This window comes from Dyella humicola, from assembly GCF_026283945.1.
Taxonomy (GTDB): Bacteria; Pseudomonadota; Gammaproteobacteria; order Xanthomonadales; family Rhodanobacteraceae; genus Dyella; species Dyella humicola.
Genome location: NZ_JAPDPC010000001.1, coordinates 2325684 through 2346271 on the forward strand (window position 1 = coordinate 2325684; position 20588 = coordinate 2346271).

A 20588-nucleotide genomic window follows, 5' to 3' on the forward strand; every position below is an offset into this window, starting at 1 on the left:
ACGGCGCAGCCGCATAAGAAGACCGGCGAGAGCGGGTCTTCTTATGCAACGAAAGCATTCATTTCATAACGCTGAGCAGCGCCTCTGCTGTAATCGTAGAGGAAGCAGGATTCTGGCCCGTAATGAGGCGACCATCGACGACGGCGAACGGGTGCCAGTTATCGGTCTTTTGAAAGTATCCACCGAGACGCTTCAATTCATCTTCGACCAGGAACGGCACAACCTTGGTTAGCTGCACTTCCTCCTCTTCGGTGTTGGTAAATCCAGTAACGCGCTTTCCCTTTACGATCGGCTCTCCCTTGTACTTGACATGACGCAGCACGCCTGGCGCATGGCAGACCGCGGCGACAGGCTTGCCGCTGTCATAGAACGATTCGATCAATTTGGCGGAAACCGGATCCTCTGCGAGGTCCCACATGGGGCCGTGCCCGCCGGGATAGAACACCGTGTCGAAATCCTTGGACGAGACGGAATCAAGCCGCAGGGTGCTGGCCAGCACCGCTAGGGCTTTCTTGTCCGCCTTGAAGCGAGTCTGCGCAGCCGTCTGATTGTTGGGGTCGTCACTCTTGGGATCGATCGGAGGCTGGCCGCCCTTCGGGGATACCACCGTTACCGTGACCCCGGCATCGGTGAAGACAAAGTACGGGGAAGCAAATTCTTCCAGCCAAAAGCCGGTCTTGCGCCCGGTGCTTCCCAGGATGTCGTGAGAGGTGAGTACCATGAGTATCTTCATGCATTTTTCCTTTGGCAGGGTGACGCTCGATTGAATATCACTAACCAGGAACCGGGAGCACGAACCTTGCCGGAACGAGCCATCCGTATCCAATGACTTTCAACGCAGAGGCACTGTCGCCAGAGCGCCTCGCGCTGGCGAGACTTCCGAGGCATGCGTCGAAGACGACAGGAAGACGCAAGTCGCCGCGGGCGCGTACCGATGCAGTAAGTAACTGCCATCGACTGGATCGGATGAATTCTGATGCCATGACGATCTGACGTCTTTGAGACTCCGCACATATGGCGACCCTTTCGCGCCGCTCGCACATTTTGCGAGCGTGCGCCTGACCACGGGTTATCGTCTATGCAGCTTTGGTATCGGTCGCGATCCACGTCGGGAACCCGCTTCAATCTCGCGAACCCGATAGGTCTGTTCCGCGCTATCACCCACACCAGCATGCTTGCCCAGGGGAGAGCCCTAGGGTCGATTACCTTGAGCGAACTTTTTAGCTTGAGGGAAACTGGACGCTCGTGATCGACATCGCGGATGCGGGCGCAAGACGCGATGCCATGCCCACGCGACGCATACCACCCAGCATAGATCGTGCCGAAGCGGGAGGAGGCTTTGGCAGTATTCGGCCTGGCCTCGTGATTCCTCTTCATGCTGAGCTTCTCACCGAACAATGAAGGCGTCGTAGTCGTACTACGGCTAGCGCAGCGAGTGGCATGAGGCGAATTTAAACGACACCGTTGGCAGTACTTTCACGTCTCAGTCATCCGCCGTGCACGGATGTACCAACGCGCGCTATTGCAAACTGGTCGTTTCCACACATGTGCCGATTGGAATGTATTGGACGATGACGTAGACACGCCCTGACGCGGCGCGGCATGACCAGCGCGTTTGAGGAAGCATTCGCACCTCATCTTTGGCCCCATGGATGGCCCGAGAGAGGGTGCGATCGCTATCCGGCGTCCAGGTCGACGATGAAGGCGTCCCCAAGCGCGCCTGCAAGCTTGACACTTCCCTCGGCGCCGAATTGCACGGCGCGGCCGCCGGTCCTGTGCCAACACCAAAGTACGATGGACGGACCTCTGAAGAGTGGCGCATAACGTTCGAGGAAGAATGCAGTGGAAAACGAATTGATCAGGATCTTCGACGCGCTCACGGGGTTCGCGTGGACGACACTTCCCGAGGGAAGCGTGGGCTTGATCAACAAGCGCTGGTGTGAATACACAGGGCTAAGCATCGAGGAGGCCAAGGGCCACGCGTGGAAGTCTGTGGTCCATCCAGACGATTTTCCCACGTTACTTCAAGGCTGGCACTCGATGGTGGCTTCCGGCAAACCGGGGGAGCTCGAGGTGCGAATGCGCCATTGCGATGGAGATTATCGCTGGCTACTTTTCAGAATGAGTCCGTTGACGGACCCGTCCGGGCGTGTCTTCAAATGGCGGGGCATCAACACCGACATCGAGGAACGCAGGCGAGCTGAGAGAACCTCGCGACTAGGTGAACTCAATTTGTCGGTCATCATCGACAGCTTTCCGTTTCCTGTCGCGGTCACGACGCCCTCGGGTGAAGTTTTTGACCTCAATCAACCTACCCTCGATTACTTCGGCAAAACGCTCGATGAACTGAAAGGCCTGAAAGTCTGCAACCTCACCCATCCGGATGATCGTCCGGGCATGCTCGCGGTGCAGTTGAAGGCGCACGAAACGGGTTCTGCCTACAGCGTTCAGAGTCGCCATCGCCGATATGATGGCATCTACCGCTGGTTCAACGTTGCCGGCATGCCCGTTCGAGACACGCGAGGCCGCATTTTCTGTTGGCTCCATTTGCTCATCGATATCGATGATCGAACGCCGCCTGGAGACGTGCTGCGCGCAGCCGAGCCCGACCTCAGCTCGATCATCAATACGATTCCGGCGCTGGCATGGTCTGCGCGTACCGACGGCTCCGGTGAGTTCTTCAACCAACACTATCTTGACTACGTCGGCTTATCTGCAGAACAGGCGAACGAATGGGGCCTGACGGTCGCGCTCCACCCTGAGGACGTAGATGATTTGACTGCCTGGTGGCAACTCATCATGGCCTCGCAAACGCCTGGAGAAACCGAAGCCCGACTGCGTCGCTTCGACGGTGAGTACAGGTGGTTTCTGTTTCGTGTCAACCCACTGCGGGACGAGTCCGGCAGCATCATCAAGTGGTACGGCATCAGTATCGATATCGACGACCGGAAACGGGCGGAGGAGAAGCTGCGACGCAGTGAGGCCTTTCTCGCCGAGGGCCAACGCACCAGCTTGACCGGCAGCTTCTCCTGGTGCCTGGAAACCGACGCCATAGTATTTTCGGAAGAGCTTTATCGCATCTTCGAATTCGAGCCAGGCACGGTCGTTACGCTGGAGCGGATCGCCGATCGGATCCACCCGGATGACATTCCGCTCTTATCCGACAAAAAGGCTGATGCGCGAGACACGGGTGCCGACCATGATTACGAGATTCGACTGCTGACACCTGGCGGCTCGATCAAGTACCTGCACGTCGTTTCCCACAGTACGCGAGGTCGATACGGAGGACGGGAGTATATCGGCGCGATCCAGGACGTGACGCAGCGCCGTGTCTCGGAAGAGACGCTCGGTGCGCTGCGCTCTGAGCTGGCCCGCATGGCCAAGGTCAACAGCCTCGGCGCGTTGACGGCCTCGATCGCGCACGAGGTGAATCAGCCGCTGTCGGGCGTCATTACCAATGCAAGCACCTGCCTTCGGATGTTGGCCGCCGATCCTCCCAACGTCCACGGCGCGCTCGAAACGGCGAGGCGAACCATCCGCGACGGCCATCGCGCCTCCGATGTCATCACACGCGTACGTGCCCTGTTTAGCAAGAAGGATTCGATTGCCGAATGGGTGAATCTAAACGAGGCTGCGAAAGAAGTGATAGCGCTTACGCAGAGCACGCTAAAAAGTAGCCGGGTGATGTTGAGGACAGAGTTTTCCGACGACCTCCCGCCCGTCACTGGCGACCGAGTCCAACTGCAGCAGGTCATCTTGAACTTGCTTCTGAATGCTGCAGAGGCCATGAGCGATGTCGATGACCGCCCCAGGAAAATTGTGATTAGCACGGAAGAAGATGGAGACGACTTTGTCCGACTGACCGTGCGGGACTCGGGAGTGGGTTTCGGGCCAGAGGTTGTGAGCAAGATGTTTGAGACGTTCTTCACAACCAAAGGTGGCGGCATGGGTATTGGGCTATCTATTAGCCAATCCATTGTCGAGCGGCATCATGGGCAGTTGCAGGCGACTGCGAATGATGGGCCCGGCGCGACCTTTTGGTTTTCCATTCCTCGCGCAAGCAGCGATGAGGCGGAAAGAGACGGGGCGGCCGCGACGGATATGCCTGGCGGAACGGATACAACGCGCACTACGGGGAATCCGTGATAGCCATGCACCCTTTAATCACGGTTGTGGATGACGACGAGTCCGTTCGTGAATCGCTGCCCGACCTGCTCACCGAATTTGGTTTTTCGGTCCGGGCATTCTCGTCCGCGGAAGAGTTCCTCACTTCCGATTGCCTCGGAACGGCCAAGTGCCTGATTCTCGATATAGCCATGCCTGGCATGTCCGGTCTCGACCTTCAGCGTGAACTGGCGCTCAGCGGTCGGCATATCCCCATCGTTTTCATAACCGCCAGCAGGGACGAAACCGTTCGGGCGCTTGCGCTCAAGCGGGGCGCGGTAGATTGCCTTTTCAAGCCATTCAGCGAGACGGTGCTGCTCGCAGCACTCAATGCGGCCATTCAATGAAGTGGGCGAAGGGTCGCGCTCTTGCTTCCGGAGACAACCATGCGTTTGTTCAATGAATCCGGCCATGGAGCTAAACCAGCTACCATTCCGCCGGCCACCCCTATCGTTTTTGTCGTTGACGACGACATTTCCGTGCGTGAATCGCTTGATGCGCTAATCCGTTTCGAAGGCTGGCAGCCCGAGACGTTTGCGTCCGCCCGGGATTTTTTGGCGCAACCTCGAATCTTCGCTCCGAGCTGCCTGGTGTTGGACGTTTCGCTGCCAGATCTCAGCGGCCTGGATTTGCAAAAGCTCATCGCTGCTGATCGGATCGATATGCCGATCATCTTCATCACGGGTTACGGTGACGTGCCTATGACGGTCCAGGCGATGAAGGCAGGGGCCATCGAGTTCCTGACCAAACCGTTCGATGACGAAGTGTTGTTGCGTGCCATACGGCATGCCATCGAACGTAGCCACTCTGCACTTGAGCAAGAGGCGGAGCTGGGCGTTCTCGAAGGTCATTATGAAGCGCTCAGCAGGCGCGAACGCGAGGTCATGGCTCTGGTGGTCATGGGCCTGTTGAACAAGCAGATCGCCGGCGAGCTTGGCATCAGCGAGATCACGGTAAAAGCACACCGAGGCCAGGTGATGCGCAAGATGAAAGCCGGTTCGCTGGCCGACCTGGTAAACAAGGCGGCACGGTTCGACCAGGCGCATGCGGGCAAGCGTTGAAGAATGTTTCTCGCAGCCGTTCACGCCAATCCCGTCGTGCTAGCTCATGTCGGCGGAGTGATGCTGGCGTCGATAGTCGGCAGGTGTCACGCCAAGCCTGCGCACGAAGGCACGTCGCAGCCCGTTGACGTCAGCGTAGCCGCAAAGGCCGGCCACCCGCTTGGGCGCGTCGTTGCCGATCTCAAGCAATCGGCGCGCGGCTTCCACGCGAACGGATTCGACGTACTCGGCAGGCGGGACGCCGACTTCCTGATGGAACACGCGCGCAAAATGGCGCGGACTCAAGCCCGCGCGGCGGGCGAGCGAAGCCACCGAGTGGTTCTCCGCGGGGTTGGCGCCGATCCAGCGTTGCAAAGCCTGTATGGCCGCGTGGCCTGCCAGCTCAACCTCGCCATGTCGACTGAATTGCAGCTGCCCGCCCGGTCGCTTGAAAAACATCACCAGCTGGCCAGCGACCCGCATGGCCAGGTCGCGGCCGAGATCCTCCTCGACCAACGCCAGGGCCAGATCCATTCCCGCGGTGACTCCGGCGGCCGTGCACACGCGTCCATCTCGCACGTACAGTGCGTCAGGTTCGACGATCACGTCCGGGTGTCGCTGGCGCAAAGTCTCGACCACACCCCAGTGCGTCGTGATCCGGCGCCCCTCGATGAGGCCACTGGCAGCCAGGACGAGCGCGCCATTGCAAATGGAACCGAAGCGCCGGCTCTTGCGGGCAACGCCACGGAGCCACTCGAGCACGGTCAGGTTGACCGATGCCTCGGGCAGGCTGGGCGCGCCGGCCACCAGCACGGTATCAAGCCGGCCCAGCGCATCGCGCAGGGTCGCATCGGGCATCAAGCGAACGCCCGAGGAACTTTCGATGGCGCGCCCGGAAATTCCGACCACCAACAGCTCGTAGACCTTCTGGCCGGCCTGCCGATTCGCCTCGGCGAACACGTCCAGGGGGCCCGAGACATCCAGAAGCTGGACGCCTGGACAGGCGAGGATGGCGATGGTCTTGGGCATGTCGGTTGGCGCAGATGCACGCGCATGTCTTGATGAGCTACACAATGGCACGATTTGATATATCACTTCAATACATGCCATGTGAATTTGAGGTTTCAATGGTGGCTACAACGCGGACACGCGTTCGCATCCACCAATCTCACGCCTGGAGTACACACATGACCACCATTGCAGGAATCCAGATTCCGGACAGCCAGCTGGCCCGTGAAGTCACTGATCTCGTCAGGGACACCGAAACTGATCTCCTTTTCCACCATTCGCGCCGGGTCTTTTTGTTTGGCGCCCTGACTGGCAAGAAGCAGCAGCGAGAGTTTGATCCGGAGCTTCTCTATTTGGCCGCCATGTTTCATGACATGGGGCTCATGCCTGCGCATAGCAGCCCCGACAAGCGTTTCGAGGTGGATGGCGCCAACACGGCAGCGGATTTCCTGCGTCGTCACGGCATTGCCGAAAACACCGTCGACCTCGTCTGGACAAGCATCGCGCTACATACGACACCGGGCATTCCTGAGTTCATGAAGCCCGAAGTGGCGCTGCTCACGGCGGGCGTCGAAATGGACGTGATGGGCCTGGGCTTCCCCAATGTCGATGACGGCGATCGTGCGTCGATCGTCGAAGCGCATCCGCGCGGGACGCAGTTCAAGCAGGACATCATCGAAGCTTTCTACCAGGGCATCCGGCACAAGCCGGACACGACCTTCGGCAACGTCAAGGCCGACGTGATGGCGTTCAAGGATCCGCATTTCCATCGCGGCAATTTCTGCAGCATCATCCTGGGTTCGGCATGGCCAAATTGAGCCTTGAAGTCGGGCGTGGCAGGGCGAGCTACCGGGCGCCAGTGATCCGGCTTCGAAGCACGGCCACTTGAAGGACAGCGAGACCTTCCCTTCCCCATCGCCGGACTGACCATGACCACGCAGCCGGCGATCTACTGACCTTTGGTGCAATAGGCAGCGGCGTCAAATCGCTCTAGCCTCGGTGCCCTGGTGTGTCGGGCGTGCGTGTGTCTGCGAGCCACGACGATCACGTTTCGTCAGGCAACGCGCCCGGGCGCATGCCGCTCATCAGCCACTCAGGCCAGAGGGGGGGGGCGTAGCATGCAAGTCACCTACAAGACGCAGCACGTCGACAATGTCGCGGTCTTCTATCGGGAAGCAGGCAACCCTGAGAAACCCACGATTTTGCTCCTGCATGGTTTCCCGACATCGAGCCATATGTTCAGGGACCTGATCCCCCTGCTGGCTCCGCACTACCACCTGATTGCACCGGATCTGCCTGGCTTCGGCCAAACCAGGTCCCCGCCACGCGATACCTTCAACTATACGTTCGACCATCTGGCCCAAATCATCGACGGTTTTGTGTCGGCCATTGGATTGAAGCGTTACGTGCTCTATGTCTTCGATTACGGCGCGCCCACCGGCTATCGCTTGGCAGTCGCGCATCCCGAGCGAGTCATCGCCATCGTCAGCCAGAACGGCAATGCCTACCTCGAAGGCTTGAGTGATGAGTGGGGCCCCTGGCAGACCTACTGGCGCGAACCGACTCAGGCGCATCGCGAGGCCTGTCGCGCCTCGCTCTCCGCCGACACTATCAAGAACTGGCAATATCTCACCGGCGTGAACGCCGAGCACATGTCGCCTGACGGCTACACGTTGGACATTGCCTACATGGCGCGTCCCGGTGCCGAGGAAATCCAGCTCGACCTGATTCTCGACTATCGCAGCAACCTGGCGAAGTATCCCGAGTTCCAGGCGTATTTCCGCGACCACCAGCCGCCGTTCCTGGCCACCTGGGGCCGGCATGACCCAGCCTTTGTTCCGCCGGGCGCGCACGCATACAAGCGGGATATGCCCAAGGCCGAGGTGCATCTGCTCGACACCGGTCACTTCGCTCTGGAAACGCACGCATCTGAGATCGCCAGGCTGATGAGCGACTTTCTCAGCCGCCATAGCGCCTGAGTGCCTGGGCGGGCATGTCCGCCCAGCTCTAAAAGAAGCGCACCGTTCAAGCGTGCGCGCGACTGCTGGCAATCGGCCGATTTCGCGTCGCACAAGGTCCATCGTGACGGGAGTACGCCATGCACCTCGAACTGCCGGAAGCACAGCTTCGATCATTCAAGGATTTCATCAAGCACTACCTGATGATTGTTCTCAGCATTCTCACTGCACTTGGCCTTGAACAGCTCATTATCAGCGCGCACGAGCATCACGCGGCACAGAGAGCCAGTGCCCAGATTGAAGAGGAAATCCGGCTCAATCTCGCCGATGTCCACGCCGCCCGCATGCAGGATGCCGCGCAATCGAAGATGCTCGATAGCGTGCTGGGCGACCTGGTGCAGGACGTCAAGTCCGATGTGCCGGACGCCCAGATCGCGGAGCACATTCACTCAGTGGCGGGTTCAAACCATTTCAACCTCAACCTTCGCTGGCCCACGTTGCGTCACGAAGCGTGGGATGTGGCCGTGGCCGACCAGTCTGCGGGCTGGATCGACACGGAGCGTCGACGTCGCTATGCAGCCGTCTACGCTTATCAGCGCGATGCCACCATCGGCATGAGCGCCGACATCGCCTTGCTGATCAATGGGCCGCGTCTGATCGATGCACTGACGGACCTTCGGGCGGGAAGCGTCCAGCCCAGCGAATTCCTGCATGTGGTTGGTCAGATGTCCGCCATGCTCAACGAATCGCAGGGCAATCTCGCACAGCTGGAGGATCGCCTCGACAAGGCCTTGTCGCAGCAGCCGATGCACGACCCGGCAACGGAGCACTCCACGCACTGACCATCCGGCAGGCGGACTCCACTGGCGTCAGCGCATTGGAGACTGCCTGACCGCGAAGCCAGGCAGCGCACTGGCCCTGGCTGCCCCTCTTCAAGCCGGCGACATCATCGCCATCCTGGGCGAAACTTTAGGTGAGTTTTCACTTGAGATTATAATTCTATGTGACTGTATTATAAATCTATTATTCATACGCACGGGGTGGGATGAGCGGTATCAACCCCTGCTTGCCGGTCCTCTGCTCGTCGTTCCGACAGCACGAACAAGCGTCCGCCACGGCCGCCATTCCATAGCCTCAGACTATGGTTCGCATCAAAACAATCGATTTCCTTCGCAGGAAACGCTGACCTAGACTCTGGGCGCTAGCGCCTCCCCGAGAAATGACAGCAGCGCACGCGCACGTCTCTTCCTGCCACTGCAAAGGACGCCAAGCGCATGTCGAAAATCGTTGACACCGGTCGCCTGCATACGGGTTGCCGACCGCCAGGGCTCACTGACGCGATGCATGCGCGCGTTGTGCTGTGCTGAAGCGGCACCCCATTGAAGCACTGGCGTCAGCAAGATCGCCTTCACCATAGCGACACCTATTTTTATCGGTACTCGGGCTCCTAACCGGGCCGAGCGGTTGTACTCAAACGACCAAAGGTAGGGATTACATGTCAACCGAAACGAAGTGCCCGTTCACTCACACCGCTGGCAGCGGTACGTCTAACAGTGACTGGTGGCCGAGCCAGCTGAACTTGAAGATCCTGCACCAGCACTCGCCCTCCTCCGATCCGATGGATCATGGCTTCAACTACGCCGAAGCGTTCAAGAGCCTCGATTACGCGGCCGTGAAGAAGGATCTTCTGGCGCTGATGACCGACTCGCAGGACTGGTGGCCGGCAGACTTCGGCCACTACGGACCTTTTTTCATCCGCATGTCCTGGCACGCCGCCGGCACTTACCGCATCGGTGACGGTCGCGGCGGAGCAGGCTCCGGTCAGCAGCGCTTTGCACCGCTCAACAGCTGGCCCGATAACGTCAGCCTCGACAAGGCCCGCCGCCTGATTTGGCCGATCAAACAGAAATATGGCCGAAAGATTTCCTGGGCCGACCTGATCGTGCTGACGGGCAACGTCGCACTGGAATCCATGGGCTTCAAGACCTTTGGTTTCGGCGGCGGACGCGAGGACGTCTGGGAACCTGAAGAGGACGTCTACTGGGGCAACGAGAAGACCTGGCTGGGCGGCGACATCCGCTACGGCAAGGGCCCCACCGGCGAAGGCGAAGGCGTGATCGTGGCTGAGAAAGAACTGCACGGCAGCGAGACCAGTCGCACCGACCACGGGCGGCATTTGGAGAATCCATTGGGCGCCGTGCAGATGGGCCTGATCTACGTCAACCCGGAAGGCCCCGACGGCAACCCGGACCCGCTCGCCGCGGCGCACGATATCCGCGAGACCTTTGCGCGCATGGCGATGGATGACGAAGAAACCGTGGCGCTCATCGCGGGCGGCCACACTTTCGGCAAAGCCCATGGCGCCGGCCCGGCAACTCACGTAGGACGAGAGCCCGAAGGCGCGGGCATCGAGGAGCAAGGCCTAGGCTGGAAGAGCAGTTTCCGCACCGGCAAGGGCGGCGATGCGATCTCCAGCGGCCTGGAAGTGACCTGGACCAATACGCCAACGAAGTGGGACAACAGCTTCTTCGAGATCCTGTTCGGCTACGAATGGGAGCTGAGCAAGAGCCCCGCAGGTGCCCATCAATGGACACCGAAGAACGGCGCCGGCGCCGGCACCATTCCGGACGCCCACGACCCGTCGAAGCGTCACGCGCCGACCATGCTGACCACCGACCTTTCCCTCAGACTCGACCCGATTTACGAAAAGATTTCCAGGCGCTTCCACCAGCATCCGGACGAGCTTGCCGACGCGTTCGCCAGGGCCTGGTTCAAGTTGACCCACCGCGACATGGGCCCGGTCGCGCGCTATCTCGGCCCCGAGGTCCCCAAGGAACACCTTATCTGGCAAGACCCTGTCCCCGCGGTCGACCACGCCTTGATCGATGCCAAGGACATTGCCTCGCTCAAGAGCAAGATCCTGGCGTCGGGCTTGTCTGTCTCGCACCTGGTATCCACTGCCTGGGCCTCGGCGTCGACTTTCCGGGGCTCCGACAAACGCGGCGGCGCCAACGGTGCGCGCATTCGTCTCGCCCCGCAGAAGGATTGGGCCAGCAATCAACATGGGGAGCAGGCCAAAGTCCTGAAAACCCTTCAGCAGATCCAGAGCGAGTTCAACAACGCGCAATCTGGCGGCAAGAAGGTTTCGCTGGCCGACCTGATCGTGTTGGCCGGTTGCGCAGGCGTCGAGCAGGCCGCAAAAAATGCCGGGCGCGCTGTAGCGGTTTCCTTCAGCCCGGGACGCACGGACGCCTCGCAAGAGCAAACCGATGTGGAATCGTTCGCCGTGCTCGAACCGATCGCCGATGGCTTCCGCAATTATCAGAAGAAAAAATACAGCGTGTCGGCCGAAGCCTTGCTGGTGGACAAGGCGCAACTGCTCACCCTCTCTGCACCCGAGATGACGGTGCTCGTCGGCGGCATGCGCGTCCTCAATACCAATGTTGGCCAGACCCAGCATGGCGTTTTCACCAAACGACCGGAAGCGCTGACCAACGACTTCTTCGTCAACCTGCTCGACATGGGCACGGAGTGGAGGGCGAGCTCGAACGACCAGGACGTATACGAAGGGCTTGATCGCGCCACGGGCAAGGCCAAGTGGACCGGCACGCGTGTCGACCTCATCTTCGGCTCGAACTCCCAGTTGCGGGCCCTGGCGGAGGTTTACGGCAGCGCGGATGCGCAGGAGAAGTTCGTCAACGACTTCGTGGCCGCCTGGAGCAAGGTAATGAACCTGGACCGTTTCGATCTGGCGTGATCTCGGCGCACAGGCCATGAACATCTAGCTGGCCGCCTCGACCTGGTATCGGGCTACCCCGAACCAGGTCGAGACCGGATGCCGCCCTGCGACCCGGCGCTGTTGCTGACACCCCTGCCTCGTCTCCTCGCCGGAAACCCAGCGGCAGGCTTCCCTACGAATCGCCCTATAGCCCCGAGTTCCGGGGCGCATTGGGCCGCAATGAAGGGCTGGCCTCGGCTTGGCCATAGCCCATGTCAATCGCGTTCATGGCAACAATCAATTGGCTCAATCGTGTCAAGGCCGCTAACCTTGCGCTTCCATCAACCACTGCGGAAGAAATCACGATGTCGCTGATCAATACCGAAATCAAACCGTTCAAGGCCCACGCTTTCAAGGACGGCCAGTTCATCGAAGTCTCCGACGCCACGCTGAAGGGCAAGTGGTCGGTGGTGGTGTTCTACCCGGCCGACTTCACCTTCGTGTGCCCGACCGAGCTGGAAGACCTGGCTGATTTCTATCCGCAGTTCCAGAAGCTGGGCGTTGAGGTTTATGCGGTCTCGACCGACACCCATTTCGCGCACAAGGCATGGCACGACACCTCCGACGCGATCAAGAAGGTGCAGTACACGATGATCGGCGACCCGACCGGCGCGATCACCCGCAACTTCGACGTCATGATCGAGGAAGAAGGCCTGGCGCTGCGCGGCACCTTCGTGATCAATCCGGAAGGCCAGATCAAGCTGTGCGAGATCCATGACAACGGTATCGGCCGCGACGCGTCCGAGCTGCTGCGCAAGGTCAAGGCCGCCCAGTACGTCGCCTCCCACCCGGGTGAAGTGTGCCCGGCCAAGTGGAAGGAAGGCGAGACCACCCTGAAGCCGTCGCTGCACCTGGTTGGCAAGATCTAAGCCGGCCGCGATCCAAGTAACTGTGTTCTGTTTGGCGGCTCGCTGCATCGAGCCGCCCCAAACCTGGCGCATCGCCAGGTTTGACCTCCGAATTCCCTGCATCCGTGACGCCCGGCTCCGCCGGGTGATGATGGGATGCACCCCGAAGAAAGCCGAGGAGTCACCATGCTGGATGCCGATCTGAAGTCCCAATTGCAGGCTTATCTCGAAAAGGTCGTGCACCCGATCGAGCTGGTGGCCTCGCTTGATGAAAGCGCCAAGTCACAGGAGCTGCTGGGCTTGCTGCAGGACATCGCGTCCTTGTCGGACAAGATCTCGCTGAGCCCCGATGGCGGCGACGCGCGCAAGCCGTCCTTCGCGATCAATCGCCTGGGCACGGACGTCAGCGTCGGTTTCGCCGGCATCCCGCTCGGTCATGAGTTCACCTCGCTGGTGCTGGCCCTGCTGCAAGTGGGCGGCCACCCCTCGAAGGCGACCCAGGAGGTCATCGAACAGGTGCGCAACCTCGACGGCGACTATCGCTTCGAGACGTTTATGTCGCTGTCCTGCCATAGCTGCCCCGACACGGTGCAGGCGCTGAACCTGATGAGCGTGATCAATCCGAACATCAAGCATGTGGCGATTGACGGCTCGCTGTTCCAGGACGAGGTGAACGAGCGCCAGGTGATGGCGGTGCCTACCGTGTTCCTCAATGGCGAACCGTTCGATACGGGCCGCATGAGCATCGAGCAGATTGCGGCTCGCCTGGATAGGGGCGCCGAGGATCGTGCGGCAGAGCGGATCAAGTCCAAGCCGGCGTTCGACGTGCTGGTGATCGGCGGCGGCCCGGCCGGCGCTGCAGCGGCCATCTATGCCGCGCGCAAGGGCATCCGCACCGGCGTCGTCGCGGAGCGCTTCGGCGGCCAGGTGCTCGATACCATGTCCATCGAGAACTTCATCTCGGTGCCGTATACCGACGGCCCCAAGTTGGCCGCTGCGCTGGAGCAGCACGTGCACGAATACGACGTGGACGTGATGAACCTGCAACGCGCCGATCATCTGATGGCGGCGGATGAGCCGGGCGGACTGCACGCGGTGCGCCTGGCCAACGGCGCCATGCTGAAGTCGAAGACGGTGATCCTTTCCACCGGCGCGCGCTGGCGCAACATGAACGTGCCGGGCGAGCAGGATTACCGCAACAAGGGCGTCACCTATTGCCCGCATTGCGACGGCCCGCTGTTCAAGGGCAAGCGCGTCGCGGTGATCGGTGGCGGCAACTCCGGCGTGGAAGCGGCGATCGATCTGGCCGGGATCGTGGGTCACGTGACCCTGCTGGAGTTCGACAGTAAGCTGCGTGCGGACGAAGTCCTGCAGCGCAAGCTGCGCAGCCTGCCGAACGTCGACGTGATCGTCAGTGCGCAAACCACCGAAGTCCAGGGCGACGGCCAGAAGGTCACCGGCCTGGCCTACACCGACCGCAGCAGCGGCGACAGCCGTCAGGTGGCGCTGGAAGGCGTGTTTGTGCAGATCGGCTTGCTGCCGAACACCGAATGGCTCAAGGGCACGCTGAAGCTCTCGCCGCGCGGCGAGATCGAAGTGGACGCACGAGGCGAGACGTCACTGCCTGGCGTGTTTGCCGCGGGTGACGTCACCACGGTGCCGTACAAGCAGATCGTGATCGCCATGGGCGAAGGCTCCAAGGCATCACTGAGTGCATTTGACTACCTGATCCGCTTGCCGGTGACGGAAGAAGCGCTGGTGGCCTAAGGGCTGTGGGAACGGGATGCGCCGATCCTCGGGATCCGCGTCCCTGCCCTGCTCAGCGTTGCCGGCTGTTATGAGCCCCTGCGATGACGAGCCACGCAGGCGATCGTTCGAGGCGCTCTCGAGGTACGCATGAACCAGCAAACGCGACGGTCCTCAGCCAGCGTTGGCTGCAGCAGGTCCCGCGTCGATCGCGTGCCCTTATCTCAGGAGAGTGTCTAGGATTGCGCCTCACGGCGAGCATCTCTCGCGACAATCCAGCGCGCTTCCAGTGTGCGCATGATGGCGATTTCGATGACCAGCGCCGAAATCGCGAATGATGCAAACAGCACGGACGACATAGGTGTCCTCCTCATTGAGAGAGCGTCAAGGTCGGCGCCGATCAGCGTGAGCCACCGCTCCGACGGTGATGACTACAACACGGCCATGTTTCGACTTTGTTGCGCATCAATCTCACCCGCGATGGTACGCGACGGCCTGCTCAGGCCCTGGCTAGCCGCCCCCCCCTAGTGCTGAGCCTTCAACAAACGTTTACGCCCACAGGCGCAACCTGACTGTGCAATAGGCGGGAGGCTGTCATGAGTCGCATTGCCGTAGTCACGGGCGGGACACGCGGATTGGGCCGTGCCGTTGCCGTTGCGCTGAAAATGGATGGTTTCCAGGTCGTCGCACTATATTGCGGCCATCACGAGGCAGCCGAGGTGTTTCGCGAGGAAACATCCATCCCCGTCTACCACTGGGACGTATGCAATTTTCAGGCTTGTGCCGAGGGGGTGAAGCGCGTGGAGGCGGAGGTCGGGCCGATCGACGTACTCGTCAACAACGCCGGGATCACCCGCGATGCCATGCTTCACCGAATGAGCGAGCAGCAGTGGACGGAGGTCATTTGCACCAATCTCGGCTCGATGTTCAACATGTGCCGGAACGTGATCGAAGGCATGCGCGAGCGTGGCTATGGCCGCATCGTGAATATCAGCTCGATCAACGGACAAAAAGGACAACTGGGCCAGGCTAATTATTCGGCCTCGAAGGCGGGTGTACTGGGGTTCACCCGCGCGCTCGCCCTGGAAAGCGCCTGCAAGGGCATCACGGTCAACGCCGTGGCGCCGGGCTATTGCGAAACCGAAATGATCGAGGCCGTTCAGCCGGAGCTGTTGAAGGCGATTGTGGCGGCCATTCCGTGCGGTCGTCTTGGTCGGGCGCAGGATGTGGCGCAACTGGTTTCCCTCCTCGTCAGCGAAGGAGCCAGCTTCATCACCGGCGCCACCATCAGCATCAATGGCGGGCAATGGATGGGCTGATGTCGGGCCGATATCGCATGACCTGATCGGCGTGCGATACGGCCCGTCACATCGGGCGGAACTGTCCTTCGATTCGGCGTATCGTTGAGTGAGTCAGTGGACGACTTTCAGTGGACTAGTCCAGGGAAGTGCCCGGTCAGCCAGGATCAAATATCGGCCTGTTACCTGCGACGAGGGCCGCGCTATGCAACAGATCTCCGCCCACTTTTCGGCCGCACCGAACCCGGCGTCCTGGAAAGGACGACTGCGTGACGGCCGCCTGATCCATATTCGCCCCATCGATCCGGCGGATGTCTCGCTGGAACGTGATTTCCTCTCGCGCCTGACCCCTGAAGGTCTGTCGTATCGTTTTCTGGGGCTGATCAAGGACGACAGCGAGGAGGCAGCCAGGGACCTGACGCATTTTGATCCACGCGAATTGGCGCTGGTCGCCATTGCGGATGAAGACGGCAGCGAGGTCGAGGTGGGCGTGGCCTGTTACCGCGCTAGCGACGATGGCACGCGTTGCGACTGCGCCGTGACGGTGGATCCGGCGTGGCAGAAATGCGGTGTCGGCGGGATCCTCATGCAGCACCTCATCGGGATGGCACGGTTGCGTGGTATCCGGCGGATGTACGCAGTCGACGCCGTTCGTAGTGCCGGCACGCACGCGCTGGCGCGGCATCTTGGCTTTCACAGTCGTCCTGACCCGGAAGATCCCGCTTCGGTCACCTTCGAGCTTGAGCTTAACGACTAACGGTACGCACCAACGCCTGCCCTGCACTTCCGTTGAGGCGTCTCGACTTGTGTATGCCGCGCCGGCAGCACGCGGCTCCGGCGGCCTCGTAAGCCGCGAGCATCAAAAACATGCTCACCGATGTCATGGGGAGGACATATGTCGAACGCGTGGATTCTGGTGTCGGACGCGGCGAAGGCGCGGCTATTCGAAATGGCCAGGCCCTCCTATGCCCTGGTCGAGATTGCCTGCTTCACGAATCTCGACGGACGGGGCGCAAACCGTAACGGCCTCGGTCGGAGGCTGCCGCGCGCCAGGGACAGCCTCGGGCCGGCGCGGCATGCCACCGCGCCGCACAGGACGTGGCGCGAGAAGCATGCCCTCCAATTTGCGAAATCATTGAAGAAGGCTTTGATCAATGGCCAGGTACATCACCAATTTGAGCGCCTCTTCCTGGTTGCCCCGCCTCGCTTCCTCGGCGTGCTGCATGAGAGCCTCGACGACCACCTCGCGGCACAGGTGGCTGGCGAGATAGGCAACGATCTCATTGCGCTTCGACCCAGCGACCTTCTCGATCGCCTGCATGTGGCCTTTCCGCACGATTTCCGGGCGCAGCCAGCGCATGCAGCGGCGTAGCAGACGAGCCCGTTGCAATGTACTCAGTGCATCCAGCACATTGCCCGAGAGATGGAGCGCGTAGGTGCGGGTGGCATAATGGCGGACCGCTAACCCCCGAGCAATCTGGATCAAGGGCAACGCGTGGCGTGCCATGGGCACGTCGGCATGCTGTTTCGGTGGTGCACAAGCGCTTCGCCGGGCTGGAGAGGCCCTGAGCGATCCACACAGATCTAAGCGCCATGAAAGCCACTTGAGCCGATACTTCGTAATCTGGGAAAATGAAAAATCTTTGTCCAGCAATGAGTTGGCGCGACCTCAGTTAGGTCCAGCTGGATCAACCATCACTATCGGTGCCGCTTGAACAAAACCTTCGTGAATCAAACGCAGGAACCCATCCCTCGAAAGGGAATTTACCGGGTCCTTGTGTGCCGACCCAATCATCGGCTGGGCAATATGGTCTTGCTCACACCGCTCATTACTGAACTTGAGCGTCTTTATAAGGGCGTCGAGATCGACATCCTTGCCGAAGGCGATATCGCGAAGGAAGTGTTCAGTACGTTCTTCAGCGTCAAGAACATTTATTGCTTGCCCAAGCGCGGATTCAAGCGCCCCGTGCGTTTTCTCGGCATGCTGCTGCAGGTGAGAAAGACCCAGTACGACCTGATCATCGACCCCATCGTGGGATCCGGCTTCAGTCGCGCACTGGTGAAATTCACGAAGGGCCGCCTCAAGCTGGGCTACAGCGATACACCGGAGAAATCGGGGCTCACGCATAGCGTGCCTTTTGATGCCGCCCCGGAGCACATGGCGAAGCGTGCGATCGATCTGTTGCATTGGGATCCGTCCCACGCCAGCGACGTATCCATCGACTATCCCACCCTGGATATGCGACTGACCGATGCGGAGCGTGCGCATGGGCGCACGGTCATTCGTGACATGCTTGATGTCTCGCACCAGGCCATGACTCCACTGGTCGTCGGTGTATTTGCCAATGCCACCGGTGCGAAGCGCTACAGCAAGGAGTGGTGGAAGGAGTTCATGAGCACCTTCAGGGACATGAGCCCGTCGTCGAACATCGTCGAAATCGTTCCCATGCATGGGCGTTCGATGCTCGATTCGGAGTGGCCCGGCTACTTCACCACCGATATCCGCCGGATGAGCGCCGTGATGGCGGGCGTCGATCTGATGATCAGTGCCGACTGCGGCGTCATGCATCTTGCGGTCGCGTCTCGCGTCCCGACCGTGGGCCTGTTCAGCGTCACCGACGCCGCTGTTTATGAGCCTTACGGTCTCGGTAGTTGCGCCCTGGTCACCAAGGGCCTGACGGCGCGTGAAACCGCCAACAAGGTGGTCGAATTGTTTTCGGGCTTGCTCACGAAGGCGCCATCCGTGCTGGCACCGCGTGAATCGACCCCATCAGCCAGGCCGGCCGAAGCCATCGTCGGCCCGGCCGGACCGTAAGCGCGGGTTGATTCCGCGAGACAGGAGGACGCGTATCTGGCACCCTGCGCGTCCTTACTGCACACACGATGACTTCCGATGGCGGCTGAACAAGCGTTGCCGATTCCGCCGGTGCCGGCGGAAAAGCCATTGCGGCGCGAACGAGCCCAACGCTGGCTGCTGATGTTCGGCGCGCTCCTGCTGCTCGCTGCGGGCATGGGCTTGCGCGGCCCGACGCCTTCGGACGAGCCACGCTTCGCCCTGGTTGCGCATCAAATGGTGGCTTCCGGCAACTGGCTGATCCCCCATCGGGGAGCGGACTGGTACTCCGACAAGCCGCCTACCTTCATGGCGATGCAGGCGCTGTCGTACTCCCTGACCGGACAATGGTGGGTGGCCTTCCTGCTGCCCTCCCTACTCTGCTCCCTCGGCACGCTCTGGCTGATCTACGACCTGGGCCGGCGGCTTTGGGGACATCGTGCCGGCCTGTGGGCCGGGCTGGGGCTGCTTTTCACGGTGCAGTTCCTGTTCCAGGCCAAACGCGGCCAGATCGACCCTACGGTGACGTTCTTCGTGACGCTGGCCAACTATGGGCTGCTGCGTCATTTCCTGCTGGGCCCCGACTGGCGTGCGTTCTGGCTTGGCTGCTTCGCGGCAGGACTCGGCGTCATTACCAAGGGTGTTGGCGTGCTGGCCTTCCTGATGTTTCTGCCCTGGCTGTTCGCGCGCCAGCAAGGCTGGAAGCAACTGCCATCGATCAAGGGGCACGCACTCCTCTGGCTGGGTGGCGCCGTCGCGTTCATGGCAGCCATCGCACTGTGGCTGGTGCCGCTACTGCTCTACGTGCACACGCACGACAGCGTGACCGCACGGGACTACCTCCACGACATCTTCTTCAACCAGACGGTGAATCGTTATGTTCACCCGTGGAACAGTTTTCAACCGCCGTGGTTCTACCTCGAAGTGATCATCACCTCGTGGCTGCCGCTGACGCTCGCGCTGCCGGGGCTGCTGCCGGCGTGGCGGCAACAGGTGCGGGAGCGTGACGCGCGCTTCCTGTTGCCGATGGTGTGGGTGGTCTTGCTAATCGTGTTCTTCAGCCTGACCCGGGCGAAGCGCGACGTGTACATCATGCCCGCGCTGCCGCTGCTTGCGCTGTGCGCAGGCCCCTTCCTCGACACGATCCTGGAGCGGCGCTGGGCGCAGTGGACCGCCATCGGCTTCCTGCTCCTGCTCGCGCTGCCGGCACTGGGCCTGGGCGCGCACTCGTTGCTGTTCCATTCGGCGTTCGCCACGCGCTTTGCCGCTGCCAGGCAGCTCGGCGACCAGGCCGCTTCGATCTGGTGGATGTTTATCGTGGCGGGCGCGTGGCTGTTGCTGTGCGTACTGGTTTTCCGAGTGCGCCGCGCGGGCGTGGCGTTGCTCGCCGGCCTGGCCGGCTTCTGGCTGCTCTGGAGCCTGTGGGGCGCACCGCTGCTGGCGAAGGCGAGCTCGCCGGCGGGTCTGGTGCAACGGGTTGAACAGACCATCGGACCAGACGGAGAGCTGGCACTCGTTGCCTGGAAGGAAGAGTTGCCCTTGGCGTTCGAGCGCAAGGTGACCGATTTCGGCTTTGTCACGCCGTGGCATCGCCAGTTGTCTGACGCCATCCTGTGGCAAGAAAAAGATCCTGCCCATCGCTGGGTGTTGATCCTCTCGGACGTGATGGCGCCGTGCGTCGATCACGACGCGTCCATCGACATGGGCGTGACCAGCGGGCGCGACTGGCAGCTCTACCGGCTTGATGCCATCGCACCTGCGTGCCGAGGCGGCAAGGTGCCTGAGGGCAAAGTCGAGGACTGGGGCGGTATCGACAGCCGACGCTGATGCGGCGACCGCGCCGTAGGACGAAGTAGCCGAGCGATATCGATCATTCCCTACCGAAGCTTGCCCCCAAGCAACGCCAACTCAATAT

Annotated in this window: 17 protein-coding genes; 14 read left to right on the forward strand and 3 right to left on the reverse strand. The window is 61.0% G+C overall.

Annotated elements, in window-relative coordinates:
- Positions 1-58: 58 nt before the first annotated feature.
- Positions 59-733: a type 1 glutamine amidotransferase domain-containing protein gene (locus OUZ30_RS10380; RefSeq protein ID WP_266182186.1), complete on the reverse strand. Its 675-nt coding sequence runs from the start codon at positions 731-733 to the stop codon at positions 59-61.
- A gap of 1109 nt (positions 734-1842) precedes the next feature.
- Here OUZ30_RS10380 and OUZ30_RS10385 point away from each other — a divergent pair.
- Genes OUZ30_RS10385 through OUZ30_RS10395 form a run of 3 tightly spaced genes read left to right on the forward strand, consistent with a single transcriptional unit; the run spans position 1843 to position 5225 of the window.
- Positions 1843-4146, forward strand: a complete 2304-nt coding sequence (locus OUZ30_RS10385) for a PAS domain-containing sensor histidine kinase (RefSeq protein ID WP_266182187.1) — start codon at positions 1843-1845, stop codon at positions 4144-4146.
- A gap of 5 nt (positions 4147-4151) precedes the next feature.
- On the forward strand, positions 4152-4511 hold the full coding sequence (locus tag OUZ30_RS10390) for a response regulator (RefSeq protein WP_266183158.1): 360 nt from the start codon (positions 4152-4154) through the stop codon (positions 4509-4511).
- Between the two features lie 39 nt (positions 4512-4550).
- Positions 4551-5225 carry a response regulator transcription factor gene (locus OUZ30_RS10395; protein WP_266182188.1) on the forward strand — a complete coding sequence of 225 codons (675 nt, stop codon included), beginning with the start codon at positions 4551-4553 and terminating at the stop codon, positions 5223-5225.
- Between the two features lie 39 nt (positions 5226-5264).
- Here the strand turns inward: OUZ30_RS10395 and OUZ30_RS10400 are convergent, their stop codons facing one another.
- Positions 5265-6233, reverse strand: coding sequence for a GlxA family transcriptional regulator (locus OUZ30_RS10400; RefSeq protein ID WP_266182189.1), 969 nt, complete (start codon positions 6231-6233; stop codon positions 5265-5267).
- A 44-nt stretch (positions 6234-6277) separates the two neighbouring features.
- Between OUZ30_RS10400 and OUZ30_RS10405 the strand changes: the two genes are divergently transcribed.
- The 6 genes from OUZ30_RS10405 to ahpF all read left to right on the forward strand — a co-directional run bounded on the left by OUZ30_RS10405 (position 6278) and on the right by ahpF (position 14563).
- Complete coding sequence (locus tag OUZ30_RS10405) at positions 6278-7030, forward strand: HD domain-containing protein (RefSeq protein WP_266182190.1); 753 nt, start codon at positions 6278-6280, stop codon at positions 7028-7030.
- Positions 7031-7330: 300 nt separating this feature from the next.
- Positions 7331-8191, forward strand: coding sequence for an alpha/beta fold hydrolase (locus tag OUZ30_RS10410; RefSeq protein ID WP_266182191.1), 861 nt, complete (start codon positions 7331-7333; stop codon positions 8189-8191).
- A 119-nt stretch (positions 8192-8310) separates the two neighbouring features.
- Positions 8311-9012, forward strand: a complete 702-nt coding sequence (locus OUZ30_RS10415) for a hypothetical protein (RefSeq protein WP_266182192.1) — start codon at positions 8311-8313, stop codon at positions 9010-9012.
- Positions 9013-9665: 653 nt separating this feature from the next.
- Entirely contained in the window at positions 9666-11927 is a 2262-nt protein-coding gene (gene katG / locus OUZ30_RS10420) for a catalase/peroxidase HPI (protein WP_266182193.1), read from the forward strand.
- Between the two features lie 326 nt (positions 11928-12253).
- Complete coding sequence (gene ahpC / locus OUZ30_RS10425; RefSeq protein WP_266182194.1) at positions 12254-12817, forward strand: alkyl hydroperoxide reductase subunit C; 564 nt, start codon at positions 12254-12256, stop codon at positions 12815-12817.
- A 165-nt stretch (positions 12818-12982) separates the two neighbouring features.
- Entirely contained in the window at positions 12983-14563 is a 1581-nt protein-coding gene (gene ahpF, locus OUZ30_RS10430; protein WP_266182195.1) for an alkyl hydroperoxide reductase subunit F, read from the forward strand.
- A 215-nt stretch (positions 14564-14778) separates the two neighbouring features.
- Here the strand turns inward: ahpF and OUZ30_RS10435 are convergent, their stop codons facing one another.
- Positions 14779-14901 (reverse strand): hypothetical protein, encoded by a 123-nt coding sequence (locus OUZ30_RS10435; protein WP_266182197.1) that lies wholly within the window; start codon positions 14899-14901, stop codon positions 14779-14781.
- Between the two features lie 237 nt (positions 14902-15138).
- On the opposite strand from OUZ30_RS10435, the gene phbB reads away from it, so the two are divergent.
- The 5 genes from phbB to OUZ30_RS10460 all read left to right on the forward strand — a co-directional run bounded on the left by phbB (position 15139) and on the right by OUZ30_RS10460 (position 20500).
- Positions 15139-15861, forward strand: a complete 723-nt coding sequence (phbB, locus tag OUZ30_RS10440) for an acetoacetyl-CoA reductase (protein ID WP_266182198.1) — start codon at positions 15139-15141, stop codon at positions 15859-15861.
- 184 nt (positions 15862-16045) lie between these two features.
- Complete coding sequence (locus OUZ30_RS10445) at positions 16046-16597, forward strand: GNAT family N-acetyltransferase (protein ID WP_266182200.1); 552 nt, start codon at positions 16046-16048, stop codon at positions 16595-16597.
- Between the two features lie 192 nt (positions 16598-16789).
- Complete coding sequence (locus OUZ30_RS20440; protein WP_425601517.1) at positions 16790-17212, forward strand: host attachment protein; 423 nt, start codon at positions 16790-16792, stop codon at positions 17210-17212.
- Positions 17213-17653: 441 nt separating this feature from the next.
- Positions 17654-18655 (forward strand): glycosyltransferase family 9 protein, encoded by a 1002-nt coding sequence (locus OUZ30_RS10455; protein ID WP_266182204.1) that lies wholly within the window; start codon positions 17654-17656, stop codon positions 18653-18655.
- Between the two features lie 78 nt (positions 18656-18733).
- On the forward strand, positions 18734-20500 hold the full coding sequence (locus OUZ30_RS10460; protein WP_266182206.1) for an ArnT family glycosyltransferase: 1767 nt from the start codon (positions 18734-18736) through the stop codon (positions 20498-20500).
- Positions 20501-20588: the final 88 nt, after the last annotated feature.